This is a genomic window from Bradyrhizobium genomosp. I (2014) (genome assembly GCF_000261685.1).
In the GTDB taxonomy this organism is placed as follows: Bacteria; Pseudomonadota; Alphaproteobacteria; order Rhizobiales; family Xanthobacteraceae; genus Bradyrhizobium.
In genome coordinates, this window is the sequence record NZ_AJQE01000031.1 from 41,544 (window position 1) to 67,354 (window position 25,811).

29 protein-coding genes and 1 other RNA gene are annotated in these 25,811 nt (G+C 64.2%); 10 read left to right on the forward strand and 20 right to left on the reverse strand.

Features of this window, described 5'->3' with window-relative positions; genetic code table 11:
• Positions 1-319 precede the first annotated feature (319 nt).
• Positions 320-1,258 carry a tRNA (adenosine(37)-N6)-dimethylallyltransferase MiaA gene (miaA, locus tag IC50_RS03155; protein ID WP_035700301.1) on the reverse strand — a complete coding sequence of 313 codons (939 nt, stop codon included), beginning with the start codon at positions 1,256-1,258 and terminating at the stop codon, positions 320-322.
• Between the two features lie 11 nt (positions 1,259-1,269).
• Here miaA and serB point away from each other — a divergent pair, with 11 nt between their 5' ends.
• A complete protein-coding gene (gene serB / locus IC50_RS03160; RefSeq protein WP_035700303.1) occupies positions 1,270-2,175 on the forward strand; it encodes a phosphoserine phosphatase SerB in 906 nt (301 codons plus the stop codon).
• Between the two features lie 120 nt (positions 2,176-2,295).
• Here serB and IC50_RS03165 read toward each other — a convergent pair whose 3' ends face one another.
• The 12 genes from IC50_RS03165 to IC50_RS03220 all read right to left on the reverse strand — a co-directional run bounded on the left by IC50_RS03165 (position 2,296) and on the right by IC50_RS03220 (position 13,046).
• Positions 2,296-3,813 carry a Do family serine endopeptidase gene (locus IC50_RS03165; protein WP_035700306.1) on the reverse strand — a complete coding sequence of 506 codons (1,518 nt, stop codon included), beginning with the start codon at positions 3,811-3,813 and terminating at the stop codon, positions 2,296-2,298.
• 144 nt (positions 3,814-3,957) lie between these two features.
• Positions 3,958-4,164 carry a DUF2065 domain-containing protein gene (locus IC50_RS03170; protein ID WP_035700309.1) on the reverse strand — a complete coding sequence of 69 codons (207 nt, stop codon included), beginning with the start codon at positions 4,162-4,164 and terminating at the stop codon, positions 3,958-3,960.
• A gap of 72 nt (positions 4,165-4,236) precedes the next feature.
• Positions 4,237-5,133 (reverse strand): protease modulator HflC, encoded by an 897-nt coding sequence (hflC, locus tag IC50_RS03175; RefSeq protein WP_035700311.1) that lies wholly within the window; start codon positions 5,131-5,133, stop codon positions 4,237-4,239.
• Positions 5,130-6,266 carry an FtsH protease activity modulator HflK gene (gene hflK / locus IC50_RS03180; protein WP_035700314.1) on the reverse strand — a complete coding sequence of 379 codons (1,137 nt, stop codon included), beginning with the start codon at positions 6,264-6,266 and terminating at the stop codon, positions 5,130-5,132. The genes hflC and hflK overlap by 4 nt, the downstream gene beginning before the upstream one ends.
• A gap of 151 nt (positions 6,267-6,417) precedes the next feature.
• Positions 6,418-6,927 carry a dihydrofolate reductase gene (locus IC50_RS03185; protein ID WP_035700317.1) on the reverse strand — a complete coding sequence of 170 codons (510 nt, stop codon included), beginning with the start codon at positions 6,925-6,927 and terminating at the stop codon, positions 6,418-6,420.
• Positions 6,927-7,412, reverse strand: coding sequence for a GNAT family N-acetyltransferase (locus IC50_RS03190; protein WP_035700320.1), 486 nt, complete (start codon positions 7,410-7,412; stop codon positions 6,927-6,929). Before IC50_RS03190 ends, IC50_RS03185 begins: the two co-directional genes overlap by 1 nt.
• A 5-nt stretch (positions 7,413-7,417) precedes the next feature.
• Positions 7,418-8,212 carry a thymidylate synthase gene (locus IC50_RS03195; RefSeq protein WP_035700322.1) on the reverse strand — a complete coding sequence of 265 codons (795 nt, stop codon included), beginning with the start codon at positions 8,210-8,212 and terminating at the stop codon, positions 7,418-7,420.
• Positions 8,213-8,419: 207 nt separating this feature from the next.
• Complete coding sequence (locus tag IC50_RS03200) at positions 8,420-9,400, reverse strand: tripartite tricarboxylate transporter substrate-binding protein (protein WP_035700374.1); 981 nt, start codon at positions 9,398-9,400, stop codon at positions 8,420-8,422.
• A gap of 126 nt (positions 9,401-9,526) precedes the next feature.
• Complete coding sequence (locus IC50_RS03205) at positions 9,527-11,041, reverse strand: tripartite tricarboxylate transporter permease (protein ID WP_035700325.1); 1,515 nt, start codon at positions 11,039-11,041, stop codon at positions 9,527-9,529.
• 7 nt (positions 11,042-11,048) lie between these two features.
• Positions 11,049-11,810: a tripartite tricarboxylate transporter TctB family protein gene (locus IC50_RS03210; RefSeq protein ID WP_035700328.1), complete on the reverse strand. Its 762-nt coding sequence runs from the start codon at positions 11,808-11,810 to the stop codon at positions 11,049-11,051.
• A 94-nt stretch (positions 11,811-11,904) separates the two neighbouring features.
• A complete protein-coding gene (locus tag IC50_RS03215) occupies positions 11,905-12,435 on the reverse strand; it encodes a chromate transporter (protein WP_035700331.1) in 531 nt (176 codons plus the stop codon).
• Positions 12,432-13,046 carry a chromate transporter gene (locus IC50_RS03220; protein ID WP_035700333.1) on the reverse strand — a complete coding sequence of 205 codons (615 nt, stop codon included), beginning with the start codon at positions 13,044-13,046 and terminating at the stop codon, positions 12,432-12,434. Before IC50_RS03220 ends, IC50_RS03215 begins: the two co-directional genes overlap by 4 nt.
• 84 nt (positions 13,047-13,130) lie before the next feature.
• Here IC50_RS03220 and ssrA point away from each other — a divergent pair.
• From ssrA to feoB, 7 genes are all read left to right on the forward strand, one after another.
• Positions 13,131-13,497, forward strand: a transfer-messenger RNA (tmRNA) gene (ssrA, locus tag IC50_RS38610).
• 114 nt (positions 13,498-13,611) lie between these two features.
• On the forward strand, positions 13,612-14,130 hold the full coding sequence (locus tag IC50_RS03225) for an SspB family protein (RefSeq protein ID WP_035700336.1): 519 nt from the start codon (positions 13,612-13,614) through the stop codon (positions 14,128-14,130).
• An 89-nt stretch (positions 14,131-14,219) separates the two neighbouring features.
• Positions 14,220-15,647 carry a class II fumarate hydratase gene (gene fumC / locus IC50_RS03230; protein WP_035700338.1) on the forward strand — a complete coding sequence of 476 codons (1,428 nt, stop codon included), beginning with the start codon at positions 14,220-14,222 and terminating at the stop codon, positions 15,645-15,647.
• A 276-nt stretch (positions 15,648-15,923) separates the two neighbouring features.
• A complete protein-coding gene (locus tag IC50_RS03235) occupies positions 15,924-16,112 on the forward strand; it encodes a DUF4169 family protein (protein ID WP_027572510.1) in 189 nt (62 codons plus the stop codon).
• Positions 16,109-16,360: a ribbon-helix-helix domain-containing protein gene (locus IC50_RS03240; protein WP_025038043.1), complete on the forward strand. Its 252-nt coding sequence runs from the start codon at positions 16,109-16,111 to the stop codon at positions 16,358-16,360. The genes IC50_RS03235 and IC50_RS03240 overlap by 4 nt, the downstream gene beginning before the upstream one ends.
• 115 nt (positions 16,361-16,475) lie before the next feature.
• The gene (locus IC50_RS03245) at positions 16,476-16,751 is read left to right on the forward strand and encodes a FeoA family protein (RefSeq protein ID WP_035700342.1); all 276 of its coding nucleotides are present in this window, start codon (positions 16,476-16,478) and stop codon (positions 16,749-16,751) included.
• A gap of 37 nt (positions 16,752-16,788) precedes the next feature.
• A complete protein-coding gene (gene feoB, locus IC50_RS03250; protein WP_035700346.1) occupies positions 16,789-18,660 on the forward strand; it encodes a ferrous iron transporter B in 1,872 nt (623 codons plus the stop codon).
• Between the two features lie 517 nt (positions 18,661-19,177).
• On the opposite strand, the gene IC50_RS03255 is transcribed toward feoB, so the two are convergent.
• Both IC50_RS03255 and IC50_RS03260 read right to left on the reverse strand, forming a co-directional pair.
• Positions 19,178-19,936, reverse strand: a complete 759-nt coding sequence (locus tag IC50_RS03255; RefSeq protein WP_035700349.1) for an outer membrane protein — start codon at positions 19,934-19,936, stop codon at positions 19,178-19,180.
• Positions 19,937-20,097: 161 nt separating this feature from the next.
• Positions 20,098-20,313, reverse strand: coding sequence for a hypothetical protein (locus IC50_RS03260; protein WP_440588131.1), 216 nt, complete (start codon positions 20,311-20,313; stop codon positions 20,098-20,100).
• Positions 20,314-20,661: 348 nt separating this feature from the next.
• On the opposite strand from IC50_RS03260, the gene IC50_RS38750 reads away from it, so the two are divergent.
• On the forward strand, positions 20,662-21,000 hold the full coding sequence (locus IC50_RS38750) for a GNAT family N-acetyltransferase (RefSeq protein ID WP_244429514.1): 339 nt from the start codon (positions 20,662-20,664) through the stop codon (positions 20,998-21,000).
• 93 nt (positions 21,001-21,093) lie between these two features.
• On the opposite strand, the gene IC50_RS03270 is transcribed toward IC50_RS38750, so the two are convergent.
• The 5 genes from IC50_RS03270 to soxC all read right to left on the reverse strand — a co-directional run bounded on the left by IC50_RS03270 (position 21,094) and on the right by soxC (position 24,395).
• Positions 21,094-21,579: a YkgB family protein gene (locus IC50_RS03270; RefSeq protein ID WP_035700355.1), complete on the reverse strand. Its 486-nt coding sequence runs from the start codon at positions 21,577-21,579 to the stop codon at positions 21,094-21,096.
• Positions 21,580-21,747: 168 nt separating this feature from the next.
• A complete protein-coding gene (locus IC50_RS03275) occupies positions 21,748-22,065 on the reverse strand; it encodes a hypothetical protein (RefSeq protein ID WP_035700357.1) in 318 nt (105 codons plus the stop codon).
• 45 nt (positions 22,066-22,110) lie between these two features.
• On the reverse strand, positions 22,111-22,581 hold the full coding sequence (locus IC50_RS03280) for a DUF302 domain-containing protein (protein WP_035700378.1): 471 nt from the start codon (positions 22,579-22,581) through the stop codon (positions 22,111-22,113).
• Positions 22,582-22,588: 7 nt separating this feature from the next.
• A complete protein-coding gene (locus IC50_RS03285; RefSeq protein ID WP_035700360.1) occupies positions 22,589-23,137 on the reverse strand; it encodes a c-type cytochrome in 549 nt (182 codons plus the stop codon).
• Positions 23,124-24,395 carry a sulfite dehydrogenase gene (gene soxC, locus IC50_RS03290; protein WP_035700363.1) on the reverse strand — a complete coding sequence of 424 codons (1,272 nt, stop codon included), beginning with the start codon at positions 24,393-24,395 and terminating at the stop codon, positions 23,124-23,126. The genes IC50_RS03285 and soxC overlap by 14 nt, the downstream gene beginning before the upstream one ends.
• A 262-nt stretch (positions 24,396-24,657) precedes the next feature.
• On the opposite strand from soxC, the gene IC50_RS03295 reads away from it, so the two are divergent.
• The gene (locus IC50_RS03295; protein ID WP_210161538.1) at positions 24,658-25,557 is read left to right on the forward strand and encodes an AraC family transcriptional regulator; all 900 of its coding nucleotides are present in this window, start codon (positions 24,658-24,660) and stop codon (positions 25,555-25,557) included.
• The last annotated feature ends 254 nt before the right edge of the window (positions 25,558-25,811 follow it).

A 25,811-nucleotide genomic window follows, 5' to 3' on the forward strand; every position in this document is an offset into this window, starting at 1 on the left:
CGGATGCGCTGTTGGCAGCGGCTTCGTTCGTGTCGGGTTCGGGAAATAAAAAAGGCCCCGAAGAGGGCCCATGCACACCGCCTGTCTTGTGGATGGCAGCTAGCCACCCCCGGCGGTGTGCCTGGGTACGACGGCGATAAGGAGTTTGGCAATAATGTTACGCATGGCGGGCGCTCGGCTTCCCAAAGGTTGCGCGAAACATAGCGGCCAAAGCCCGGATGTCAAGGCAATGCGGCCGTTCCCGCGCGATTTTGGCAGTGTAGCGGTGTTCCCGTGGTTCGGCGAGAGGTAAATTCCGGGAACCGCGCACAAAAGCGCGTCAACCCGGGCCCGCCGCATTCACGATCGCCGCAAGCGATCCCCTTGCCTCGTCCGCCCTCACCCATTCGAAATCCGGCAATTGGTGCCGGAACCAGGTGAATTGCCGCTTGGCGTAATGGCGGGTGTCGGCGCGCCCAATGCTGGCGGCTTCCTCCAGGCTGAGCTCGCCGCGCAGATGGCGCATCAAGGCCGGCACGCCATGGGCTTTCATCGCCGGCAGCAGCGGATCGAGGTGTCTCGCAGCGAGCCGCTCGACTTCCCTCAACGCGCCGGCTCCCAACATGGCGTCGAAGCGGGCATCGATGCGGGCATAGAGCTCGTCCCGTTCGGGCGCGAGAAACACCGCGCGAAAACTGTCCTTCGGCAGCAGCGGTGGCTGCCCCTCCCGGTGCCAGTCGAGCAGCGAACGCCCGGTTGCCTCGATCACCTCGAGCGCGCGCGCAATCCGCGTGCGGTCGCGCAGGTTCAATCGCTCCGCCGCACCGGGGTCACGGCGCGCAAGTTCCGCGTGCAAGGCCTCGACGCCGTTGCGCTCCAGCCGCGCGCGCACATCGTCGCGCACCTCGGCAGGGATTGGCGGCACCACGGAGAGGCCGACCGTCAGCGCCTTGAAATAGAGCCCGGTGCCGCCGATGAAAATCGGCAGACGGCCTCGAGCCCTTGCTTCATCGAGCGCCTTCGCCGCGTCGCCGACCCAGACACCGGTCGAAAAATTCACGGACGCATCGACATGGCCATAGAGACGATGCGGCACGAGCGCCTCCTCCGCCCCAGTTGGCCGTGCCGTGATGATGCGGAGGTCGCGGTAGACCTGCATGGAATCGGCATTGATGACGGTACCACCGGTGGCGCGTGCAAGCTCGAGAGCCAGCGCCGACTTGCCGCTGGCGGTCGGGCCTGCGATAAGCACGGCCTTGCTTGAACGCTCCTCGCTCACGAAAACCTCAAATGTCCCTCGTTGCCACGCTGATCTGCAACCCCGACAATCCCGCGCTCGACTCGACCATCGTCGACGGCGCCCGCGCCGTGCTGCCACAAGCGGCGCCGGCACACTGGCTGTTCGACGGGGTTGCGGTCGACATCCCCTTCGGCGCCGACAGTAACCTCGAAGGCGACCGTCACGCCATCGAGCAACGGCTCCGCGAGCTCCGCGGCGACCTGCCCATCGACATCGTCGTGCAGCCTGTTGGCTTCAGGCGCAAGAAGCTTTTTCTCGCCGACATGGATTCCACCATGATCGGCCAGGAATGCATCGATGAGCTCGCCGATTTCGTCGGGGTGAAGGCGCATGTCGCCGCGATCACCGAGCGCGCGATGCGCGGCGAGATCGAGTTCGAGCCGGCGCTGCGCGAGCGCGTTGCGCTGCTCAAGGACCTGCCCGCCAGCGCGGTCGACGAGGTGCTGGCCAGGCGCATCACGCTGACGCCGGGCGGCGGCACACTGGTCGCGACCATGCGCGCGAACGGCGCCTACACCTGCCTCGTCTCCGGCGGATTCACGCTGTTCACGAGGGCGGTCGCCGCCAGGATCGGCTTTCAGGAGAACCGCGCCAACGAGCTCGTCGTGCGCGACGGCAAGTTTACGGGCGAAGTGAAGGAGCCGATCTTGGGCCGCGCCGCGAAGCTCGCGACGCTGGTGGATTTGATGGAGTCGTTCGATCTCGACGACATCGACTCGGTCGTGGTCGGCGACGGCGCCAACGATCTCGCCATGATCCAGGCGGCGGGGCTGGGCGTCGCCTATCACGCCAAGCCGGCCGTGGCGGCTGCGGCAGCAGCGCGGATCGATCATGGCGATCTCACCGCGTTGCTCTATGCGCAGGGGTATCGGCGGGACGAGTTCGTGGAGGGATAGATTTTTCTCTCCGTCATTCCGGGGCGATGCGAAGCATCGAACCCGGAATCTCGAGATTCCGGGTCTGGTGTTTGCGCACCATCCCGGAATGACAGCGGGTGTGGGGCCAAGAAGGCGCGGCTACTGCACGCTCAGCGCGACGAATCGCAGCTCGCCCTCGCCGTTGGAAACCAGCAGCAGCACCGATTTCTTGCCGTCCTTCTTGAGCTGATCGACTCGCTTCTGGATGTCGGTACCGCTCGACACCGCCTCCTGCGCCACCTCGACGATGACGTCGCCGGCGGACAGGCGCTTCTCGGCGGCGTCCGAATTGGCGTCGACGCTGGTAACGACCACGCCCTTGACGCTGTCCTTGATCTTGTAGCGCGTGCGCAGATCCTTGTTCAGCGTTGCGAGATCGAGGCCAAGCGCCTTCTGCGTCACCGGCTTCTCCGGCGCCGGCTCGTCGGTCTTCACCGCGGCCTGCACCTTGTCGGGATCCTGGAGGCGGCCCAGCGTGACCTTCTTGGTCTCTTCCTGCCCCTTGCGGATGATGACGACGTCGACCTCCTTGCCGACCGCCGTGTCGGCGACGACGCGGGACAGGTCCTTCGGATCCTTGACGTCCTTGCCGTCGAACTTGACGACGACGTCGCCGGGCTCGATGCCGGCGGGCTTGGCCGGGCCCTTGTCGTCGACGCCGGCGACCAGCGCTCCGCGCGCGGGCTTGATGTTGAGACTCTCGGCAATCTCGTCAGTGACGCTCTGGATGCGCACCCCAAGCCAGCCGCGGCGCAACTCGCCGAACTGGCGGAGCTGGTCGACGACGCCCACCACCGTCTTCGACGGCACGGCGAAGCCGATCCCGATCGAGCCGCCGGAAGGGGAGATGATCAGCGTGTTGACGCCGATGACGTCGCCATCGAGGTTGAACAGCGGACCGCCGGAATTGCCCCGATTGATGGAGGCGTCGGTCTGGATGTAGCTGTCATACGGCCCCGACGAGATGTCGCGGTTCTTGGCCGAAACGATGCCGGCGGTCACCGTGCCTCCCAGGCTGAAGGGGTTGCCGATCGCGACCACCCAGTCGCCGAGGCGCAGCTTGTCGGAGTCGCCGAACTTGACCGCGACCAGCGGCTTCGGCGGCTTGATCTTGAGCACGGCGAGATCGGTCTTCTTGTCGACGCCGACCAGCTCGGCCTTGATCTTGGTGCCGTCGTTGAGGATGACGTGGATCTCGTCGGCGTCCGCAATGACGTGGTTGTTGGTGACGACGACGCCCGATGGGTCGATGATGAAGCCGGAGCCGAGCGAGTTGGTCTTGCGCGGCGGGCTGTTGTCGCCGCCCTTGCTGCCGCCACCGGGACCCCGGCGGTTCTTGAAGAAGTCGTCGAAGAACTCCTCGAACGGCGAGCCGGGCGGCAGTTGCGGCATGGTGTTGGTGCCGCCGCCCTTGGCCTCGACCGTCTGCGAGGTCGAGATGTTGACGACCGCGTCAATCACCTTCTCGGCGACGTCGGCGATGCCATCCGGTCCGCGCGCATGGGCCGGCGTGCCGAACGCGCTGAAAGCACTGACGGCGAGCGCGGCCAGCCCAATTCGCACACCAAGTCTCGCGCAACGGCGCGAGCGGGACGGGGCAGTGGTGGCAGCGGTCATTGTGATCTCCAGACAAGGGGAATTCGGCGCCAGACTGCGCTCGAACGGGGGCACGGCGCAAGCGCGGAGCTTGACGGGCCTCAAGACCTCGATAATACGGCGAAAACCAGTCTGGCGCCTTCACTTTGGCGTTGGGCCCGATGCCTAAATCGGACGCCGCATAACCCAGATCAGGACCAGACCGGCCACGGCCGAGCCGATCCCAACGGCCCGCAGGATGTTGTCCGGCGTGGCAATGGCGCTCTTCATGGCTTTGCGCATCCAGCTGGGACTGGCCGCAAACATCAAGCCTTCCAGCACGAACAGGATGCCCAGGCCGATGAGGAAGTCGGCGAACGCAATGGACCTCATCGGAATGGAACCTCCCGTCGTACTGTTCTTTGTCTGGACAAAGGGCGGCCAGACCGGCCGCCCTTGTCTAGCTTACGGCTTGGCCGGCGTCTCGGTTGCCATCTTGCCGGACGGACTACCGAAGTACCGGAAGAAATCCGAGTCCGGCCGCAGCAGGAAGCGGGTATCGTTCGAACGCAGCCCGTTCTCATAGGCCGTCATCGACCGGTAGAAGGCGAAGAAGTCGGCGTCCTTGCTGTAGGCTTCCGCAAACAGGCGGTTGCGCTCGGCATCGCCCGCACCGCGGGTCTGCTCGGCCTGCGAATTGGCTTCCGCGATGATCACGGTCGCCTCGCGGTCGGCCTTGGACTTGATCTCCTGAGCCTTCTGACCGCCCTGCGCGCGGAACTCCGCAGCCTCGCGCTCGCGCTCGGTCTTCATGCGCTGGTAGACCGCCTGGCTGTTCTGCTCCGGCAGGTCGGCGCGGCGGATCCGGACGTCGACGACCTGGATACCGTAGCCGTCGGCCTCGCGATCGAGCTGGTCGCGGATGCGCTGCATCAGCTTCTCGCGGTCGTCGCGCACCACGTTGATGAAGGTGACCTCGCCGAGCACGCGGCGCAGCGCCGCGTTCAGGAGCGTGGTGAGCTGAATGTTCGCGGCCTGGATCGAGCCGACGCTCTGATAGAAGCGCAGCGCGTCCTTGATGCGGTAGCGCGCGAAGGCATCAACCACGAGACGCTTCTGGTCGGACGCGATCGCTTCCTGCGACGGGTTCTCCAGGTCGAGGATCCGCTTGTCGATATTGATCACCGAATTCCACGGCGCCTTGAAATGCAGGCCGGGCGCGGTGACGACGTCGACGGGCCTGCCGAACTGGAGCACGATGGTCTGCTCGGTCTGCTGCACCGTGAACAGCGACATGTAGCCCACGATCACGACGAGCAGGAGGGCGAGCAGCGTGACGAAACCTGTGACCGGAGACCTCATCGGTTGCCTCCGCTCGACTGCGGACCGGTGGTGGGCGGCCGCTTGGCCGACAGTTCGGGAAGCGGCAGGTAGGGCACGACGCCCTGGCCCGAGGGGCCGCCGTCATAGACGAGCTTGTCCGCGCCGCCGAGCACGCGCTCCATCGTCTCCAGGTAGATCCGTTCACGCGTCACGTCGGGCGCCTTCTTGTATTCGTCGTAGACTTTCAGGAAGCGCGCGCTCTGGCCCTTGGCCTCGGCGACCGCCTGCTCCTTGTAGCCTTCGGCATCCTGCAGGATCTTGGCGGCACGTCCGCGCGCCTGCGGCACGACCTGGTTGGCGTAGGTCTGCGCTTCGTTCTGCAACTGCTCCTGATTGGCGCGGGCCGCCTGGACGTCGCGGAAGGCATCGATCACCTGCGCCGGCGGATCGACCTTCTGCATCTGCACCTGGGTGATGAGGATTCCCGACCCGTAGCTGTCCAGAGTCTTCTGGATCAGCTCCTGCACGCCCTGCTCGGTGACGTTGCGCGCTCCGGTCAGGATCGGCTGGATCTGGGACCGGCCGATCACCTCGCGCATCGCGCTTTCGGCGACCGCCTTCACGGTGCCCTCGGGATTCTGGATGTTGAAGAGGAAGTCACCGACGCCGTCCGGCTTGATGCGCCAGAGCACGGTGAAATCGACGTCGACGATGTTCTCGTCGCCGGTCAGCATCAGACTCTCTTCCGGCACGTCGCGAATGGAGCGGCCCCGCCGTGCAGGGTCCTCGATCAGCGTCATGCCGATGGAGGTGGTGTTGACGCGCAGCGCCTTGGGCAGCAGCACTGTCTCGATCGGATAAGGCAGATGATAGTTCAGGCCCGGCTGCACGGTGCGGACATGCTTGCCGAAGCGCAGCACCACGCCGAGCTCTTCGGACTGAACGCGGAAGAAGCCCGACAGCAGCCAGAACGCGACGATCAGCAGGATGATCAGCGTGATGCCAACGCCGGAGAAATAGCCGCCCGGCATGATCTGCTGGAGGCGGTCCTGGCCGCGCCGCAGAAGATCCTCCAGATCCGGCGGCCTCGGCCCGACCGGTTGCGGGCCTGAGCCCCATGGTCCCTTTGGACCCGAGCCCCATGGGCCACCGCCCTGATTCTTCCACGGCATTCTGTGCTCTCCTCGGCAGGGTGGAATGCCCCGCCCGCTTTGTCCGGTCCGGCTTTATAGGGGACAGGCAGGTCCCTTACAACGCAGCCCGGACCATCTTTCGAGCTATGCTTGGGCACGAAAAAGTCAATGTAAACATTGACGAAAGCGGTTAATGGCCGCGCCGCCGACGATATGTCACATAGGAGAAGTCAGCGCTGTCGTCGGGGCCGGCAGGATGGCGGATACGTTCAACCTCGTCCCACTCCGCCTTGTCGATGTCGAAATGCGTGTCGCCTTCGGGCCGTGCGTGGACTTCGGTGATTTCGAGGCGGTCGGCGCGATCGAGCCATTGCCGGAAGATCTCGGCCCCGCCGATCACCGCGATCTCGGTGACCGAACGCCGCAGGGCGTCACCAAGCGCAACCGCGCCTGCATCCGCGGCGGATGTCGTGACGATGGCCCCGCTGGCGCGATAAGCCGCATCGCGCGTGATCACGATGTTGGTGCGGTTCAGCAACGGCCGGGGCAGGGATTCGAAGGTCTTGCGGCCCATGATTACCGGCTTGCCGATGGTGAGCGCCTTGAAGCGCGCCATGTCGGACTTCAATCGCCACGGCATCGCATTGCCCGCGCCGATGACGCCATTCTCCGCGATCGCAACGACGAAAACGATCTCCATCAGGCAGAGCTCCCGGCAAGCCGCTCCAGCGCGGGACCCGTGACGCGGCACAGCGTCCAGTCGTCCATCATGACTGCGCCGAGCGACTTGTAGAACGCGATCGACGGCACGTTCCAGTCGAGCACCGCCCATTGCAGGCGCGACCAGCCGTTCTCGACGCATTCCCTGGCGAGATAGACCAGCAGCGCCTTGCCGAGACCCCTGCCCCGATGCGACGGCCGCACGTAAAGATCTTCGAGATAGATGCCGCGGCGGCCGCTGAAGGTGGAGAAATTCGTGAACCACACCGCGAAGCCGACCGGCTCACCATTCCACTCGGCGATCGCGCAATAGAGTTGCGGTGTTTCACCGAACAGTGCGTCGGCGATGTCAGCCTCGGTCGCCTCCACCTCGTGCGAGAGCTTTTCGTAATCGGCAAGCTCGCGGATGAAGGAGAGAACGAGCCCGGCTTCTCCGGGCTGCGCACGACGAATGGCCAACGACATCGGCGCTAGACCGCGACTTCCGCCTTGATGTGCGGATGCGGATCGTAGCCGACGAGCTCGAAATCCTCGAAGCGGAACGAGAAGATATCCTTCACCTCAGGATTGATCCGCATCACCGGCAGCGGGCGCGGCGCGCGGGTGAGCTGGAGCTTCGCCTGCTCCAGATGGTTGGAATAAAGATGGGTATCGCCGAGCGAGTGTACGAAGTCGCCGGGCTTCAGGCCCGTGACCTGCGCCACCATCATGGTGAGCAACGCATAGGATGCGATATTGAAGGGTACACCGAGGAAGACGTCGGCCGAGCGCTGATAGAGCTGGCACGACAGCTTGCCGTTCGCGACATAGAACTGGAACAGCAGGTGGCAGGGCGGCAGCGCCATCTTCTCGACGTCGGCCGGATTCCAGGCGGTCACGATCAGCCGGCGCGAATCGGGGGTGCGCTTGATCATGTCGATGACATTGGCGATCTGGTCGATGCTACGCCCGTCGGCTGTAGGCCAGGAGCGCCATTGATGCCCGTAGACCGGGCCGAGATCGCCATTGGCGTCCGCCCACTCGTCCCAGATGGTGACGCCGTTGTCGCGCAGATATTTGATGTTGGTGTCGCCCTTCAGGAACCACAACAGCTCATGCACGATCGCCTTCAGCGGCAACCGCTTGGTGGTCAGCATCGGGAAGCCGGCCGACAGATTGAAGCGCATCTGGTGGCCGAACACCGAGAGCGTGCCGGTGCCGGTCCGGTCGGTCTTCTCGGCGCCGTCTGAAAGAATCCGCTCGAGCAGGTCCTGATACTGGTGCATGTGCCAAAAACCTTAGGAAGACGGCGGCCTTTTGGGGAGGCGGCGAACTTAGCGGCCACCCCCGCGCTGCGACAGCGGCGATTCGCTGTCCGCACCGATTATACCCGGAAAATGAGTGTTCCCGGTACAAACGACAAGGGCGGAACCTGCGTCCCGCCCTTCTGCCTATCAGCTTGATCGCACTGACTAAAGCGCGATGATCATGCTTTAAGTTGCCGGCTTGAGCACCGGGGTCCACTTCGCGATCTCGCTTCTGACGAGGGCGGCTAGCGCTTCCGGCGTCCGTTCGGCCGGGCCCGGGATGACGCTGCCGAGCTCGAGCAGGCGCTTGCGCACGGTCTCGTCGTCCAGCGCCTTGACCGCCGCAGCGTTCAGGCTCGCCACGATCGCCGGAGAGGTTCCCTTGGGTGCGAATATCGCGTTCCAGGCCTGGGCCTGGAACTTCAGCAAGCCCGCTTCGGCCGTCGTCGGCACGTTCGGCAGCGACGGATTGCGCTCCGGCGTTGCGATCGCATAGGCCTTGATCGTGCCGGCGTTGATCTGCGGCACGGCGTTGACGATCTGGTCGCACATGTAGTCGTCCTGACCCGCCACCAGCGCATTCATCGCAGGTCCCGTGCCGTTGAAGGGCACGCCGACCGGCTTGACGTCGAGGATCGAGTGCAGCAGCTCGCAGGAGACGTGCGAGACCGAGCCGATGCCGGCATGTGCGGCGTTCACCTTCTCGGCGTTGGCCTTCACGTAAGTCACGAACTCCTTCAGGTCCTTCGGTGGAAAGTCCTTGCGCGCCAGGATCAGGATCGGCGTGCCCGCGAGCAGCGCGATCGGCTCGAAGTCCTTTTCGGGATGGTAGGCGAGCTTCGGATAGAGCGGTACCGATGCGGCATGCGTGCCCATATGCCCGGTGATCAGCGTATAGCCGTCATTGGTCGCGCGGGCAGCCCGCGTGGTCGCGGTGGTGCCGCCGGCACCGACGACATTCTCGATGATGATGCTCTGTCGCAGCGTCTGCGCCATGTGCGAGGTGACGATGCGCGCGACGACGTCAGTCGGGCCTCCGGCCGCAAACGGCACAATCATGGTGATGCTGCGCGTCGGATAGGTCTGCGCCTCGGCCGGTGCAACAAAGGTACCCAGCGAAGCAAGCGCTGCGGCGCATGCGCCCGTGAGCGCGCGAAGAAAGGTCATGTCGATCCCCTTGGACACAAACAAAATGCCGGCCCAAAGGCCGGCATTTTCATTTCACGAAGGCGTCACACCAGTCGATTCGACTTCCGAATGCGGCGCGCCGACGCAGCGGCGCGGGCGGCGACCTCAGTTCTCGGACTCGGTGAACACCTCGTCGCGCTTGGCGCGCAACGCCGGTAGCACCGTAAGGACAAGGAGGCTCACCGCGACCGCCAGCAGAACCGCCGACAACGGACGCGTGACGAACACGCTCCAGTCGCCCCGCGAGATCAGCAGCGCCCGGCGCAGGTTCTCTTCCATCAGCGGTCCGAGCACCATGCCGAGCAGCAGCGGCGCCGGCTCGAAATCGTGCTTGATCAGCCAATATCCGACCAAACCGAACACGCCAGCGAGGATGACGTCGACCGGTGCGTTGTTCACCGAATAGATGCCGATCGCGCAGAAGATCACGATCGAGGGGAACATCAGCCGGTACGGCACGCGCAAGAGGCGCACCCAGATTCCGACCAGCGGCAGGTTGATGATGATCAGCATCAGATTGCCGATCCACATCGAGGCGATCATGCCCCAGACGAGATCCGGCTGCTTCTGCATCACCTGCGGACCCGGCACGATGCCGTGAATGGTCATCGCGCCCACCATCAGCGCCATCACCGCGTTCGGCGGGATGCCGAGCGTGAGCAGCGGGATGAACGAGGTCTGCGCCGCGGCGTTGTTGGCGCTTTCCGGTCCCGCCACGCCCTCGATCGCGCCGCGGCCGAACCGCGACGGGTTCTTGGCCAGCTTCTTCTCGAGCGTATAGGCCGCGAACGACGCGATGACCGCGCCGCCGCCGGGCAGAATGCCGAGGATCGAGCCGAGCACGGTGCCGCGCAGGATGGGCGGCGTCGAGTCGACCAGATCCTTCCTGGTCGGCATCAGGCCGGTGATCTTCTGCTGGACGAGGTCGCGGTTCATCTCGGCGCCATGGTCGAGATTGCGGATGATCTCGGCAAAGCCGAACACGCCCATCGCCACCGTCGCAAAGCCGAGACCGTCGGCGAGTTCCGGAATGTTGAAGGCCATGCGCGAGGCGCCGGTCTCGATGTCCGAGCCGACCATCGACAGCAAGAGACCGAGCACGATCATGGCGATCGCCTTCAGCACCGAGCCCTTGGCCAGCACCACCGCAAAGATCAGGCCGAGCACCATCAGCGAGAAATACTCGGCCGGGCCGAACGCCAGCGCGAGCTTCGTGAGCGGCGCGCCGAGGATGGCAATCAAGACGGTCGCGACGCAGCCGGCGAAGAACGAGCCGATCGCGGCGATCGCCAGCGCCGGGCCGGCGCGGCCCTGCTTGGCCATCTGGTGCCCGTCGATGGCGGTGACCACCGATGTCGCCTCGCCTGGAATATTGACCAGGATCGACGTGGTCGAGCCGCCATATTGCGCACCGTAATAGATGCCGGCGAGCATGATCAGCGCGCCGACCGGCGGCAGTCCGAAGGTGATCGGCAGCAGCATCGCGACCGTCGCGATGGTGCCGATGCCCGGGAGCACGCCGACCAGCGTGCCGACGAGGGCGCCGATCAGGCACATCAGCAGGTTTATCGGGGAGAACGCGACGGCGAAGCCATGAGCGAGGTTGGCAAAAATATCCATCACGCCCTCACTGGATCAGGAAACGCGGGTACATCGGCATCGGCAGCCCGAGCACAGATGGGAACAGAATTGCGCAGCCGAGCGTCAGGCAGGCGCCGACGATGGCTGCCTCCAGCCAGCGCGTCTCGTGCGACCCCGCTGCCGCGATCATGAAGCTCGCATAGGCCGTGACCACGAGGCCGAGCGATCGAATCGACAGTGCGAAGAAGAGGATCGCGGCCACCACGAACAGCGGTCCTCGCCAGGAATAATGGGCCATCGGCGGTCCATCGGTCAGAAGACCGGTCAGGGCGATGCCGGCGGACAAGGCAACCAGCAATCCGCCGAACATGCGCGGTGCGGTGCCGGCGCCGAAGGAGAAGCCCCGCATGCCCTGCAAGTCGCTCCCTGCCCACAACGCGAACAGAGCAAGCGCCATGAGGACGACGCCGCCGACATAGTCTTGCGCCGAGCGGATCGTCATGAACAGCGTGAGGATCGCCACCACGAACAGCGGATAGGAATAGATCAGGGCCAGCAGCACATCGGACGACACCTTCTTGGTGCCACCGCCGAACGATCCGAAGATGGCACTGGGCGCGCCGGCGAGCAGCGCCGTCACATGGCTGGTGACCACCGCCACCGGGCCGCGGCCGGCCCCCCAGCCGAAGATCGTTCCGATCGACCAGATAAATTCGAAGATCTGCGGCGCAATCGCCAGCAGACAAAAGCCGACCACCAACCGGGTATTTCGGGTGGCTGTCGCTGAGTGGCCCATCGTGTCGGCCATGCCTGTCTCCTCCGCGACCCGTAAGTCACGAGCACTGTTGTTCTAAATCGGCTGGAAAGGGATCCCCGCCCGGATCACTGCCTAGCGATTTTCATCACACAATGCCAGCGAAACCCAACACGCCACCGGCGAGCAGGAGCCACAGTGGATTGATGCGCGAGACGGATGCAATCACCGCGACTATTGCCGTCAGGAGCAGTGCAGCAATGCTGCGATCGGTCGACTGGGCCAAAATCAGGGCACTCGCGGCCATCAAACCGATCGAGAGCGGAACCAGTGCAGCCTGGATCAGGCCGGGCCAGCGCGATTGGCTGGGGCGGTTCAGGAGCCGGCTGACATAATAGGCAAGTAGCGCCGTCGGCAGGCACATCGCCAGCGTCGCCGCCAGCGCACCGGGGATGCCCGCGACGGCATAGCCGATTAACGTCACGATAAGGACGTTCGGACCCGGCGAGAGTTGCGCGATGGCATAGGCGTCGGTGAACTGCTTGTCGGTCATCCATTGATGCACCTCGACCGCGATGCGGTGCATCTCCGGGACCGCCGCCGCGGCCCCGCCGACGGCGAACAGCGACATCAGACCAAAGGTGGAGATCAGCGCCCAGATCGGGCTGTGGCCGGTCATGCTGCTACTTTCCGCCGCAGGAAATAAGTGACGCCGACACTGACGGGGATTGCGACCAGCAACACCGCCTGGAGCGGCAGGCGAAGCACGCCGATGGCGAGGAACACGCCGAGCATCAGGATCAGCGCGAGGGGATCCGTCCGCCTGAGCAGCGGCGCCATCATGCGGAAGACCACCGCGATCAAGAGGCCGACCGCCGCGCAGGAGATGCCGGCCAGGATTCGGCGCAGCACCTCGAGTTCGCCGAAACGGGCATAGGCGATCGCAAGCACCGTCATGATCAGCGTCGGTGGCAGCAACAGCCCGGTAAAGGCTGCAACACCGCCGGCGATGCCGCGCAGCCGCGATCCGAACACCATCGATAGGTTGACGATGTTGGGCCCGGGCAGGAAGTGGCAGAGCGCAAAGGTCTCGTTGAACTCGTCCGCCGTCATCCAGCGGTGCTGCTCGACGATCGCCCGCCGGGCGAACACCAGGACGCCGCCGAAGCCGGCCAGCGACATCCGAGCGAAGGCCAGAAACAGCGCGAGCAGGCCGGGCGGAGGGGCCCCGGCAGGTAAATCCGGCTTCTGATCTGATTTTTGGCCGGCCAGCGCTGAATTGTCGGACATGTCAGAAGCTTAGAACGCCGCCCGTCACGCGGCCAAGTCCAGCAGGAACCTATCCAAAGGGAACCGCAGGATCGCGCTTCCAAGCCTCTGTTTTTTGGGACCTTTGGCCCCTATATTGGGGGCGCCGGTTCGCCGGCTATGGAAATAAACGGTCGTCGCAATAAACCATTCGGACCCGGGGGCGGTACCCGGCGCCTCCACCAAAGCCCACCATCGGGCGAGCCCGAAGCTGAGCTTTGGCGGGGGCGAAATAGGATCGACGAGGGCGTAAAGGGCGTACTTTTTCCCGGTATTGTTCCGCCGTTATCGGGCTACTGCAATAGTTGCCAACGACAACTTTGCTCCGGTTGCTCAGGCTGCGTAACGCAGTTTGAAAGACCAACTTAAAGTCCTAGCGGGTTAAGCTCCGCTAGGCGGGGTTCGGAGGCACCTGGCAACAGAAGCCTCCACTTTGCTCTTTGAATTCTTCCCCGGCAGACTCCTGCTCACCCATCAGGCGCGGTATTATTGCGGCTTGGCGAGTCGGGCCGGCAGGGTCCGGCTTCGGGAATGCAACAGGACCACCATGGCGACCGATCATATCCGATACGATGTGCTGGCCCGCGACGCGCTGCGCGGCGTGCTGCGGAAGGTGCTGACCGATGCCGCGGCCCATGGCCTGCCCGGCGAGCATCATTTCTTCATCACCTTCGTGTCGAAGGCCGAAGGCGTGAAGCTGTCGCCGCGACTGCTCGCGCAATATCCGGAAGAGATGACGATCATCCTCCAGCACCAGTTCTGGGACCTGACCGTGCTCGAGGACCGCTTCGAGGTCGGCCTGTCCTTTGGCGGCATTCCGGAGCGGCTGGTGGTGCCGTTCAGTGCCATCAAGAGCTTCCTCGATCCGTCCGTGAAGTTCGGCCTCCAGTTCGACACCTCCGACGTCGCCGAGGTCTCGCCGGAGAATTTGCCGGCAGCGCCCGCGCCATCGGCTGTATCGATACCGGCGCCTGCCGCGGAAGAGGCGGAAGCTACGGACGAGCCGACCCCGCCGAGCCAGGGCGGCGCCGAGGTCGTGCGGCTCGATCGTTTCCGCAAGAAATGATCTAGGTTGGGCCCGAGCCGGTCGCACACGGCGAAACTCTCTATATAGAGAAGCACATGAAAAGGCCGCGTGGCTTTTCGCGCGGCAGAATGGATGTGCTCATGGCCAAGACGACCCGCCCCTCACGCTCCGCGACCCGCATCGAAACCGACAGCTTTGGCCCCATCGAGGTCCCGGCCGATCGCTATTGGGGGGCCCAGACCGAACGCTCGCGTCAGAATTTTCGCATCGGCACCGATCGCATGCCGATCTCGCTGGTGCATGCCCTCGGCATCGTCAAGCTCGCCGCCGCGCAGTCCAACCTCGAGCTCGGCCTGCTCGACCAGCGCCGCGCCAAGGCCATCATCCGCGCCGCGCGCGAGGTGATCGAAGGCAGGCTGGACGATCATTTTCCGCTTGTCGTGTGGCAGACCGGCTCCGGCACGCAGAGCAACATGAACCTCAACGAGGTGATCGCCAACCGTGCCAATGAGCTGCTCGGCGGCGAGCTTGGCGCCAAGAAGCCGGTGCATCCCAACGATCATGTCAACATGAGCCAGTCGTCGAACGACTCGTTTCCGACCGCGATGCACATCGCGGCCGCAAGCCGCATCAACGCCGATCTCGTCCCTGCTCTCGGCGAATTGCTCCGCGCGCTGCGCAAGAAGGAGAAGGAGTTTTCGAAGATCGTCAAGATCGGCCGCACCCACACCCAGGATGCGACGCCCCTGACCCTGGGCCAGGAGTTTTCCGGCTACGCCGCGCAGGTCGAAAGCGGCATCGCCCGACTCAAGGTCGCGGTGAAGGAGCTCTATCCGCTGGCGCAGGGCGGCACCGCCGTCGGCACCGGCCTCAACTCGAAGCCGCGCTTTGCAAAACTGTTCGCAAGGCACGTGGCCGGGATCACGAAGCTCCCCTTCACCAGCGCCGCCAACAAATTCGAGGCGCTAGCCTCGAACGACGCCTATGTGCTGGCACACGGCGCCATCAATTCGGTCGCGACCGGCCTGTTCAAGATCGCCAACGACATCCGCCTGCTCGGCTCCGGCCCGCGTTCGGGCCTTGGCGAGTTGATCCTGCCGGAGAACGAGCCGGGCTCCTCGATCATGCCCGGCAAGGTCAATCCGACCCAATGCGAGGCGATGACCATGGTGTGCTGCCAGGTGTTCGGCAATCACACCGCCATCACCATCGGCGGCAGCCAGGGCCATTTCGAGCTCAACGTCTACAAGCCCGTGCTCGCCTACAACATGCTGCACTCGATCCGCCTGATGGCGGATGCCGCGCGTTCATTCACCGAACATTGCGTCAGCGGCATCCGCGCCGACGAAAAGCGCATAGGTGAGCTGATGCAGCGCTCACTGATGCTGGTGACGGCGCTGGCGCCGAAGATCGGCTATGACAACGCAACCAAGGTCGCCAAGACGGCGCATGCCAATGGCACCACGCTGAAGGAGGAGGCGCTGCGGCTCGGCTTCGTCTCGGCCGACGAGTTCGACCGTCTGGTGCGCCCCGAGAAGATGACCAGCCCGGGATAGATTCCGAATTCCGACAGTCATCCGTAATGATACGGACCCTCGGCGGTCAGAAATATGCGGCTTTGGGGGCGGGATTTGATTACCGTCAATGTTGCGGCGGCGCGGCGTGTTACGCAGCTCTTCTGCCCTTGACGGGCGAAATTCATCGTTTGATGGCCCAAGGGGCCGATTGACGAGGACGAGCGAATGGCGATCAAGTCTTGTGGGGCGCAACGCGGCACCCTGTTTCTGAATGTTTCATCCTGCCTGATGAGGATCGGATGATGGAGACACGGCATGGGGAACGTCATCAACCTGAATCGCTTCAGGAAGCGCGCCGAGCGGGAAGCCTCGGCGAAGCAGGCGGACGCCAACCGGGCGAAATTCGGGCGCACGAAGGCGGAACGGTCGGCGGAGGAGAAGCGGGCGGACCAGGCCAAGGAGCATCTGGACCAGCACCGGATCGATCGCGAGGAGCAGCCATGAAGTCGCCCGTCGTGAAACGGTCGATTGTCGTCGCCGGGCACAAGACCAGCGTCAGCCTGGAAGAGGCGTTCTGGAACGGCATGAAGGAGATCTCCGGCCTGCGCAACATGACGTTGTCCGAGCTGGTCGGCGAGATCGACAACAACCGCCAGCAAGGCAATCTGTCGTCGGCGATCCGTCTGTTCGTCCTGGACTACTTCAAGAGCCGCGCCATGGCCGCCCAGCCGGACAAGGTCCCGGCCCAGTAGCCGTCGGGGGCGCCCTCGACGGCGCCCCGGTCTCCGCACTTTAAAATCACTCTAAGGTGCAGCTTCGGCGGGCGTGCGCGCTTGACCTCAATGCCTTGCGTTGAAAATACAGGGCATGACCGACACCACTGACACGCGTTCGCACATGCCGCTGGGTCTGGCCCAGCGCGGCTATACCGGCGTCATCCAGCACCTTTCCGCCAAGGAGGCGGGCTCGGCGCTCTCGGACGTCGAGCTCGAGAGCCGCCTGATCGAGCTCGGCTTCGTCGAGGGCGCCCGGGTCGAGATCTTGCACGAGGGGCTGGTCGGACGCGACCCGATCGCCGTGCGGGTCGACAGCATCACGATCGCGGTCCGCCGTCGCGAAGCCATGGCCATCATCGTCGCCTAGATCGCGACGGGACGCCTCATCCCGGGCCCTTGATCACATGGAACTACCCCTGCTGCATCTCGCCCTGGTGGGCACGCCAAACAGCGGCAAGACCTCGCTGTTCAACGCCCTGACCGGCAGCCGGCAGAAAGTCGCGAATTATCCCGGCGTCACCGTCGAGCGCAAGGAAGGCTTCTTCGTCACCCCGCTCGGACGCCAGGTCTCGGTGGTCGACCTGCCCGGCACCTATTCACTGCGCGGCCGCAGCCCGGACGAGGAGATCACCCGCGACTTCGTGCTCGGCAAGGCATCCGGCGAGACGGTGCCAGATCTCGTGCTGTGCGTCGCCGATTCCACCAATCTGCGCCTGACCATCCGCCTGCTGCTCGAGCTCAAGCGCACCGGACGGCCGATGATCCTCGTGCTCAACATGTTCGACATCGCCAGCCGCCGCGGCATCACTGTCGATGTCGAGCGGCTCGCCAAGGAGCTCGGCGTGCCGGTGGTCACCTCGATCGCGGTGCGCAAGGGCGGTACCGCCGATCTGCTCGGGCTGACCGACGAGATCTCGGCGAAGCTTGCCACTGAACCCCAGGAGAACAGCTGGCGCGCACTCAGCGTCAGCGAATTGCGCGCGACCCAGCGCGAGGCTGACCGCATCATCGCCGATTGCGTCAGCCTGCCTGCCAGGCCCGACACCTGGACGGCGCGGATCGACGCCGTGGTGCTGCACCCCGTGGGCGGCCTCATCGTGCTGGCGCTGATCCTGTTCGTGATGTTCCAGGCGGTGTTCGCCTGGGCGCAGCCGCTGATGGAGCTGCTCAATTCCGGCTTCGACGCGCTCGGCGAGCTCGTGCATAACACCCTGCCCGCCGGCCCGTTGCAGAGCTTCCTGCAGAACGGCGTGATCTCGGGCGTCGGCAGCGTCATCGTGTTCCTGCCGCAGATCATCATCATCTTCCTGTTCATCCTGCTCCTGGAAGATTTCGGCTACATGGCCCGCGCCGCGTTCCTGATGGACCGCATCATGGGCGGCGCCGGGCTGCACGGCCGCGCCTTCATCCCGCTGCTGTCGAGCTTTGCCTGCGCCATTCCCGGCATCATGGCGACGCGCGTGATCGACAACAAGCGCGACCGGCTGACCACGATCCTGATCGCGCCGCTGATGACCTGCTCGGCGCGCATACCGGTCTACACGCTGATCATCTCCGCCTTCATTCCGGCCAAGGACGTCTGGGGCTTCATCAACCTCCAGGGCCTCGTGATGTTCGGACTCTATGCGGCCGGCATCATCAGCGCGCTTGCCGTCTCGTTCCTGATCAAGTTCTTCATGCTGCGCGACTATGCGCCGGCGCCGTTCATGCTGGAGCTGCCGGACTACAAGATGCCGCGGCTGAAATCGATCGTGATCGGGGTCTATACCCGCGCCAAGATGTTCCTGTACCGCGCCGGCACCACGATCTTCTCGATGATGGTGCTGATCTGGTTCCTGGCCTCGTTCCCGCAGCCGCCGGCAGGCGCGACCGAGCCGGCGATCGATTTCAGCCTCGCTGCGATGATCGGCAAGGCGCTCGCGCCGCTGCTCGCGCCCGTCGGCTTCAACTGGCAGATCGCGGTCGCCCTGATCCCCGGCATGGCGGCCCGCGAGGTCGCGGTCGCAGCGCTCGGCACCGTCTACGCGATCGAAGGCGGCAAGGAAGCGGCGGAGCAGATCGGCCAGGTGCTGGCGACGAAATGGTCGCTCGCGACCGCGCTGTCGATGCTGGCCTGGTACATCTTCGCCCCGCAATGCGCCTCCACGCTGGCCGTGATCCGGCGCGAGACCGGAAGCTGGACCTGGATGGCCGTGACCTTCGGCTACATGCTGGTGCTGGCCTATGCGGCGAGCCTCGTGACGTACAACGTCGCGGTCGCGCTGGGGGCGGGGTAGCCCCTCTCAAATCAAAAACTGCGAAAACAACCCCATGCACAGTAGACGGGGACTGTGAAATCAATGGGTTACGCGCAGACCAAGAAATCATTCGACCGTAGCCCCTGATGGAGCGGAAAGCGAAGTCCGGGGCCGCGCCTCAAATGCAGTAATTCCCGGTTTGCGCGGAGCCCGTCATCGGGCGGCGCTTCGCGCCGACACGGTAAGTCCATCCGGCCCAGGGCCGCGGGCCGAAATTCGGAAAATCAGGATACGTTTAGTCTGCCCGCCGAATGCCGGCAATTATTGCGGAAGCTAAAGCCCCTCACAAGATTGAGCCTCCGGCTTTCGCGTTCCCTCGGAGACATGCCGTACATGTCGAGCCATTGTTCGATCACACTCGGCGTTGCCGGCCTTCAGCGATGATCCGGACGCCGATTCGCGTGGCATCTATTCGTACAAGGCGCAGACATCTCCCTGGCAGCGAAAAAAGGCCCCGGTCAATGCCGGGGCCTGAGTTCACTGGGAAGACCTGAGATCAATAGCGAGCCGCGACCGGCGCGCCGTAACCGCCGAAGCGGTAGTTCAACCGAAGCGTGACCATGTCCACATCCTGGCTGATCCCGCTGCCGGTGAGCGTGAATCCTCCGGGCGTGACCACGCCTGCGAAGCCGAAATTGTCGCTGCCCATCCAGAGATGGTCATACTCGATGCCGAACGACCAGTTCGGCGCGAAGCCGTATTCCCAGCCTACGCCCAGGGCGCCGCCCCAGCGCGTGTGACCTGCCGAGGCAAGGCCGACGCCGGTGAGGTTGTTGAAGATGTCGAAGCGATTGCGCGTCACCGCGGCGCCGCCCTTGACGTAGAACAGCGAGGCGTTCCATGCCCAGCCGAGTTGGGCCGTGAACAGACCGATGGCGTCGATCTTGCCGGTCGTCGAGATCGCCGGATCGATCAGGCTGACGCGCGTGTTCTTGATCTCGGCCCAATCGCCCTGCGCTTCCAGGCCGAGCACAAACTGGTTGGTTTGCCAGCGGTAGCCGATTTGGCCACCCACGAGACCGCCGGAGCGATCGGCGCAACCAGCAGCGAGCGTCCCTGCCGGTGTGACGAAATCCACGCAACCATGGCTTTGCCCCCAGCCTCCGTTGGCGCCAATGTAGAAGCCACTCCAATTGTAGAGCGCCACGACTGGCGCAGGCGGCGGCGCCGCTTTGACGGCCATGTCGGCCGCCATGGCCGGAGCCGTCATACCCAGCGCCGCGAAGCCGATCGCAGCCATCGAAAGCTTTCTCATCGTTTCATCCCCTTTGCTCAATATCTTCCTTCAGAAACGCGCCCCTATGCATGCTGGCGTGCATAAGCGTTGCGAACACCCTGAAGTTTATGCGCGAGAAGCATTTCCTCCCGTATCAAAATGGCAACACTCAAGGGCCATTGCTGTGCACGGTAGCGGCGTTAGTCGCCAGTCAAAGTTCCGGGCGCTGCGTCGCGGCCCTGCTCCTCGGCAAGCCAGGCAGCGATGCCGGATGCTGGTATGAGCCGCCGGGGAAGGTGGGGATTGATCGTGCCCGCGAAGACCGCGAGGCCTTCGTCGAGTTTCGCACGCGCGAACAGCTTGGCCTCGGCCTCTGTCGCAAACGTCTTCGTCTCGCGCGGGCTCCGCTGTCTCAAAAGCAGGCCCCGCCTTCGCACTTCAAACGTGACGTACCAAGTCGAGATCATCGCGCACACACCGAGATGGCACCAGTCCCTACTGTCGCGTTGTGGTGCGGCTGTCATCGGCGTGCTTGATTCAAATCAAGCTGCTGCCCGACCACATTTTGCAAGCACTGACACGCGGGGCAGGATACCCGTAGCTGGCACTGAGCATCGGTTGAAAGGGGAACGATGGCCCCATCGATTGCAACGACACCAAGATCACGAGCGGCTCCAACGCGGCGAGCTGCTCCATGGATCGTTTCAGCACCGACAGACTCACCGCCGAAGGGGGTGAAGGAGCACCACCGCGCCGAGTTCGTGATGCTACATTTCGATGCGGAGGTGTCCCGTCAACTCGGCGGCGTGCGCTTGGCCGAGACAACGAAGGACTATCTCGACGTCAACATGGCGCATTGGGACCGGTATGACTTCGGGCTGTGGGCGCTGCGAACGAGCGACGGCTCGTTTGCTGGACGAGCGGGCCTCCGGCACATCCTGGTGGATGACAGCGACGAGATCGAGATCGCCTACGCGTTCACGCGCAGTCTCTGGGGGCAGAAATTTGCCGGTGAGATCGCGACCGCGATGACGCGCATCGGACTTGAGCGGAGCACGAACCGGCACGGCGAGGACGTCGTGATTTACCGCATCCGGCGGTGAGGGCTCCCGAGGGGGCTGGAAGCAGATACCATTTCTCTTCTCGCAGCTCAGCCCGGGGCAACGGCCGCTTCGCCAAAACCTCGACGGCGTGACTCAGTCGGCACGCAGCCGAACGAGCGATCGCGGCAACGAGGCAAGGAATAGCACCGCGCAAACACACAGCAGGACGATGTCCTTGAACAGGAACTCGCCGGTCAGATTCCACGCCATCGGATCGGATGACAGGCTCCATGTGACGACGCCCGGCGTCGTGAAGAAGAACGACCAGGTGATCGCGAAGGTCGCCACGCCCATGAGTGAACCGAGGGCGGACAGGATCGGGCTGAATGCGCCGGCTGCGAGCAGCGCCGCAATCACGAACTCGGAGACACCAAGAAAATAGGCCTCTCCCCTCAAGCCGAACACGGACAGCCAGGAAATGAACGGACTGTTGGTGATGAACTGGGCGATGCCCTGTGCCGATTGCAGCGTGAATTTCTGCATTCCAAACGACACGAAGATGATCACCATGACCCAGCGAAGAATGGCAAGAGGACGATAGGACCCCCCGCCATTCTCGGCGACGTTGAATCCGTTCATGTGACGATTTCTCCCGGCTAGCGCGTTGATTGATTTGCGAACGAAACGTCCGCTGCAGGCTGTACGGCAGGGGAGCCTGCCGCGTTACCGGCGGAACGGGGTTCCGCGGATCACAGCCGCGTGCAATGCGCGTACCCGCGACGAAAATCCTGCCGCGCACTCGGCCGGTCACTGCGGATCGCTGCGTCCAGTCTCCGAATCGGTCTCCGCCTCCGGGATCAGCACCGCCGGTTCGTCATAGCCTTTGCGGCTGCTGTAGAACAGCAGCGCCATCAAGCCGACGCCGACGACCAGCGAGAACACGACGCCGAGCACCAGCGCGACGTAGCCCGCCACCGGCACCTCGGTATCCGTGCTGAACCAGCCGAGGTAACCGAGCGCGACTGCGCCGGCGAGCATCGCGCACAGCACCGCGATGACCAGCCATCTGGCGAGCCTGCCGTTGCGCGGGCCGGATGGCGTGGGTTGTCCATCGGTGCTGGTCATGGAGATCTCCCGAAGGCACGTTCATGGCGCGGCCGTCGCATCACGCTACGGCGCCGTGGCTTTGGTTGCGATTGCATGCAGAGCGCCGGTCATTGCCGTGACGGCAGCCTTCGCCGGCTCGCCGACACCATGACGCCCTGCGAGATAAGCCGGGTCGTTATAGGACAGGAAGGTCGCACCTTGTTCGTCCTGCCAGACCAGCGCCTTCAGCGGCAGGTCGATGCCGATCGTCTGCGCCTGTTGCATCAATGGCGTGCCGCCCCTGGCGTTGCCGAAGATGATGAGATCGGTCGGCCGCAGCGGCAGGCCGACGGCGGCTGCGCCCGTGGCGTGATCGACGTGAGCGAACACGGTGAGGCCCTTGGCCCTCACTTCGGCCTCGAGCCGCTTCATGGTGTCTTCCGGCCCAAAAGCGCTCTTGATGGTTATGAGTCCGTCTGCGGCCATTGCCTGTGTCTCCCATGAACATGTCGCTGTGATCAGAGCGAGGATCCCGATCAGTGCCGAAAGCCTCATCATCCGCTCATTTCTTGCGGAACAATTTGGCGGGGTCGAATTCCGGCTCTGGAATGAAGCCGTCGCGATTGGGCATCCTGATCTTCGGCAAGCTCGCCTTGTCCACCTTGCCGTCCGCGGGAACGATGCCATTGAGGCTCAGGATGTAGGCAGTGACGGCATAGGTCTCGCCGGCGCTGAGCGAGCCCGGCGTCGGATATGGCATCGCGCGATGAATGTAGTCGTACAACGTCGTCGCATAGGGCCAGAAGCTGCCGACGGTCTTGACCGGCATATTGGACGCGAGCGTGCCCTGCCCTCCCGCGAGGCGATCCTTGATGCCGCCCTGGCCGTTGTCCCCGTGACAGACCGCACAATTATCCGCAAAAATCTGCTTGCCCTGCGCCGCCGTGCCGCTGCCGTCGGGCAGCCCCTTGCCGTCGGGGCTGACGTCGATGTCCCACAGCTTGATCTCATCAGGCGTCGCCGGTCGGCCGAAATCGAACGCCAATGCGGGCGCGGAGAGCATGCCGGCGGTGAGGATGCCGGCGAGAAACAACTTGTTACGCGAGGACATTGCGGACCCTCCCGGCCTCGTCGATGCTCCAGGTCTGCTGAGCGTTGTAGTGAAACAGCGCATTGGTCCCCATCGCGGCGATGAAGGACTGCCGGTCCGGCTGGACATTGCCTTGCTCGTCGGTGGAGCGGCTGACGATTCTGGTCGGCTTGCCGTCCCACACCCAATCCATCTGGAAGCGCACCTGAGCCTTCGACAGCACCGGCAGACTCAATTGCGCCTGTTTCCACGTCCTGGCGCCATCAGTCGAGATCTCGACCTTCGCGATCTTGCCATGACCGCTCCAGGCAAGACCCGAGATGCGGTTGTAACCCGGCTGGATCTGCATCATGCCCGAGGGCTGGGTGATGACGGAGTTGGTTTCCATCCGCAGCTGGAACTGCCGCGCCTTGCCGTTTGCAAGCAGCTGTGTGTAGCGCGCCGTCTCCCAGCGCGTCATCCAGGGCGCAGTGCCGAACTTGAGGCGGCGCAGCCATTTGATGTTGAGGTTGCCTTCGAAGCCCGGCATCACGAGCCGCATCGGAAAGCCATGTGCGGGCCGGAGCGGCTCGCCGTTCTGGCCGTAGGCGACAAAAGCCTCGTTGACGATCTCCTCGGTGAGGGGAATGCTGCGGTCGACGCCTGCGCCGTCGCCGCCCTCCGCAAGCATCCAGTTCGAGCCCTTGTCCTTGGCGACGAGGTCGATCAGGAACCTGAGCGGCACGCCGGTCCATTCATTGGTGCTGACGAGGCCATGCGTGTTCTGCACCGTCAGATCGGGATCGGCCTTCTTCCAGTTTTCCCAGCCGTTGCCAGTGCACTCGATGAAAACGACGCGCGTGACCGACGGCATCCGCTTCAGATCCTCGACGCTGAAGACCAGCGGCTTCTCCACCAGGCCATGGATCAACAGCCGGTGTTGCGCGGGATCGATATCGGGCACGCCGGAATGGCTGCGCTCGTAGTGAAGATCGGTCGGCGTGATGTTGCCGACCAACTTCTGGTGCGGTGTCTTGGAATTGATGGCATCGCTCGGTTCGACGTTGCGTTTGCCTGGCGTGGCCTCGGGGATCCGATCGAGCTTGACGAAGCGCGACCGTTCGCTGTGCGCGCCGAGATCGGCCCCGGGCCCGCGATCGGGGACGTCGCCCAGCGACTCGGTTCCGGCCGCCTCGGCCGCAGCCGCGCCCAAGATGCCTACTGACAGGCCTCCAATGAAGCCGCGGCGCGATACAGGCACGGCTCGTTGCAACGATTCGATTTGCGTCTTGGACGTCATGCGATCTCCCGTCGTAATCGTGCTTTTCGGAAACGCCGTCGGTTTCGTTCGCCGACATTTACTGAACGCTGCAGGAATTGCGCGTTAGGCTGTGTTAGAATCCATGAGCACTGGTCACCTCGCTCGCGTGTCGACTCCACGATTGGACCGCAATCTAGAGGCGCTTGCCGCTCCGCATAATGGCCAGGCGGACCGACGTCATGTCCGCGCGGATCAGGAGTGCCGAATGTCGGGGACCGAAACGGACGAGCTGTTGAAGGCGATGGTGCCGCTGTTCCGGATCCGTCCCGTAATCGACGATTCCTGTCGATTCGGCGGCAGCTGGGAGTCGCTACACGCGCCGAATGGCCGGGGATGGGCACAATTCCACATGGTCACGCGCGGCTCCTGCCTGGTCGAAAGGCCGGGTCTGGGGCCGCAGCGGCTGGACGCCGGCGATATTTTGCTTTTGCCGCACGGGGACAGCCACGTGGTACGAAGCCTGCCGGACGGTGTCGCAACGAGGATCTCGAGCGAAATCAAGAACGGCGTTCGCCAGCGCAGGACGGTCGACGCCGAGACCGATACCGAATTCCTGTGTGGCCGGTTCCTCTTCGAGATGTCGGATGAGAACCCTCTGATCGCTGCGCTTCCCGATGAAATCGTCGTTCGCACCGCAGGAGAACCCCTGCTGGAAAGATTTCGGCGCCTGTTGATCGACATTCGCGATGAACTCGACGCAGGACAGGTCGGATCGCAGATGATCGCGGCCGACCTCGCGAGGGCCCTGTTCGTCATGATACTCCGCGACCATCTGGCCGACGAGTGCACGGGAAACGGGACGGTCTCGCTGTTGCGGAACCGCACAACAGCCCGGGTCGTGTCGGCGATCCTCAACGATCTTGCCCGCGACTGGACGCTCGACGACATGGCGGCGGTCGCGATCTCGTCGCGCGCGACGCTGGTGCGTGCCTTTCGAAAGCATGCGGGGATCGCCCCGATGACGTTCCTGTCCGATTTGAGATTGACGATTGCGCGCAAGCGGCTTGCCGGCACCTCCGATCCGATCGCGAAAATCGCCGGCGAAGTCGGCTATGCGTCCGAGAGCGCCTTGAGCAAGGCCATCATGCGCAAATACGGCCTGCGGCCGGGCGCGCTGAGGCTTGCAGAGCCGGGGCGATAGCGACTGCGGGCGGGCTCCTGCCGGGCCACGGAATGCCTTGCGCCGCAGCAAGGCCGGAAGGCAACACGCAGCAAAGCCCGGCGCGCTGCGGTCCGGATTGCACGAAGCCGGTCATCGTGCGGCGCTTCGCGCCAGCACGTTGACTCCGCCCGCGCGACGGCCCTTTACCGGAAATACCCCAGCACGAGATCGAGATCCGAGCTGCCTGCGGCCGTGCCGTTCAGCTCCGCGTCGATGACACGGCGGGGGGGCGC

Coding starts and splice junctions, on each gene's coding strand:
- IC50_RS03210 (WP_035700328.1), bottom strand. CDS start 11,810: ATGGCCGACACGATGGGCCACTCAGCGACAGCCACCCGAAATACCCGG.
- IC50_RS03275 (WP_035700357.1), bottom strand. CDS start 22,065: ATGACCAGCACCGATGGACAACCCACGCCATCCGGCCCGCGCAACGGC.
- IC50_RS03245 (WP_035700342.1), top strand. CDS start 16,476: ATGACCGACACCACTGACACGCGTTCGCACATGCCGCTGGGTCTGGCC.
- IC50_RS03165 (WP_035700306.1), bottom strand. CDS start 3,813: ATGACCGCTGCCACCACTGCCCCGTCCCGCTCGCGCCGTTGCGCGAGA.
- IC50_RS03270 (WP_035700355.1), bottom strand. CDS start 21,579: ATGAACGGATTCAACGTCGCCGAGAATGGCGGGGGGTCCTATCGTCCT.
- IC50_RS03220 (WP_035700333.1), bottom strand. CDS start 13,046: ATGTCCGACAATTCAGCGCTGGCCGGCCAAAAATCAGATCAGAAGCCG.
- IC50_RS03190 (WP_035700320.1), bottom strand. CDS start 7,412: ATGTCGTTGGCCATTCGTCGTGCGCAGCCCGGAGAAGCCGGGCTCGTT.
- hflK (WP_035700314.1), bottom strand. CDS start 6,266: ATGCCGTGGAAGAATCAGGGCGGTGGCCCATGGGGCTCGGGTCCAAAG.
- IC50_RS03205 (WP_035700325.1), bottom strand. CDS start 11,041: ATGGATATTTTTGCCAACCTCGCTCATGGCTTCGCCGTCGCGTTCTCC.
- serB (WP_035700303.1), top strand. CDS start 1,270: ATGTCCCTCGTTGCCACGCTGATCTGCAACCCCGACAATCCCGCGCTC.
- IC50_RS03285 (WP_035700360.1), bottom strand. CDS start 23,137: ATGTCCTCGCGTAACAAGTTGTTTCTCGCCGGCATCCTCACCGCCGGC.
- IC50_RS03215 (WP_035700331.1), bottom strand. CDS start 12,435: ATGACCGGCCACAGCCCGATCTGGGCGCTGATCTCCACCTTTGGTCTG.
- IC50_RS03280 (WP_035700378.1), bottom strand. CDS start 22,581: ATGAGGCTTTCGGCACTGATCGGGATCCTCGCTCTGATCACAGCGACA.
- IC50_RS03225 (WP_035700336.1), top strand. CDS start 13,612: ATGGCGACCGATCATATCCGATACGATGTGCTGGCCCGCGACGCGCTG.
- hflC (WP_035700311.1), bottom strand. CDS start 5,133: ATGAGGTCTCCGGTCACAGGTTTCGTCACGCTGCTCGCCCTCCTGCTC.
- fumC (WP_035700338.1), top strand. CDS start 14,220: ATGGATGTGCTCATGGCCAAGACGACCCGCCCCTCACGCTCCGCGACC.
- IC50_RS38750 (WP_244429514.1), top strand. CDS start 20,662: ATGCTACATTTCGATGCGGAGGTGTCCCGTCAACTCGGCGGCGTGCGC.
- feoB (WP_035700346.1), top strand. CDS start 16,789: ATGGAACTACCCCTGCTGCATCTCGCCCTGGTGGGCACGCCAAACAGC.
- IC50_RS03255 (WP_035700349.1), bottom strand. CDS start 19,936: ATGAGAAAGCTTTCGATGGCTGCGATCGGCTTCGCGGCGCTGGGTATG.
- soxC (WP_035700363.1), bottom strand. CDS start 24,395: ATGACGTCCAAGACGCAAATCGAATCGTTGCAACGAGCCGTGCCTGTA.
- IC50_RS03195 (WP_035700322.1), bottom strand. CDS start 8,212: ATGCACCAGTATCAGGACCTGCTCGAGCGGATTCTTTCAGACGGCGCC.
- IC50_RS03200 (WP_035700374.1), bottom strand. CDS start 9,400: ATGACCTTTCTTCGCGCGCTCACGGGCGCATGCGCCGCAGCGCTTGCT.
- IC50_RS03235 (WP_027572510.1), top strand. CDS start 15,924: ATGGGGAACGTCATCAACCTGAATCGCTTCAGGAAGCGCGCCGAGCGG.
- IC50_RS03170 (WP_035700309.1), bottom strand. CDS start 4,164: ATGAGGTCCATTGCGTTCGCCGACTTCCTCATCGGCCTGGGCATCCTG.
- IC50_RS03240 (WP_025038043.1), top strand. CDS start 16,109: ATGAAGTCGCCCGTCGTGAAACGGTCGATTGTCGTCGCCGGGCACAAG.
- IC50_RS03295 (WP_210161538.1), top strand. CDS start 24,658: ATGGTGCCGCTGTTCCGGATCCGTCCCGTAATCGACGATTCCTGTCGA.
- IC50_RS03185 (WP_035700317.1), bottom strand. CDS start 6,927: ATGGAGATCGTTTTCGTCGTTGCGATCGCGGAGAATGGCGTCATCGGC.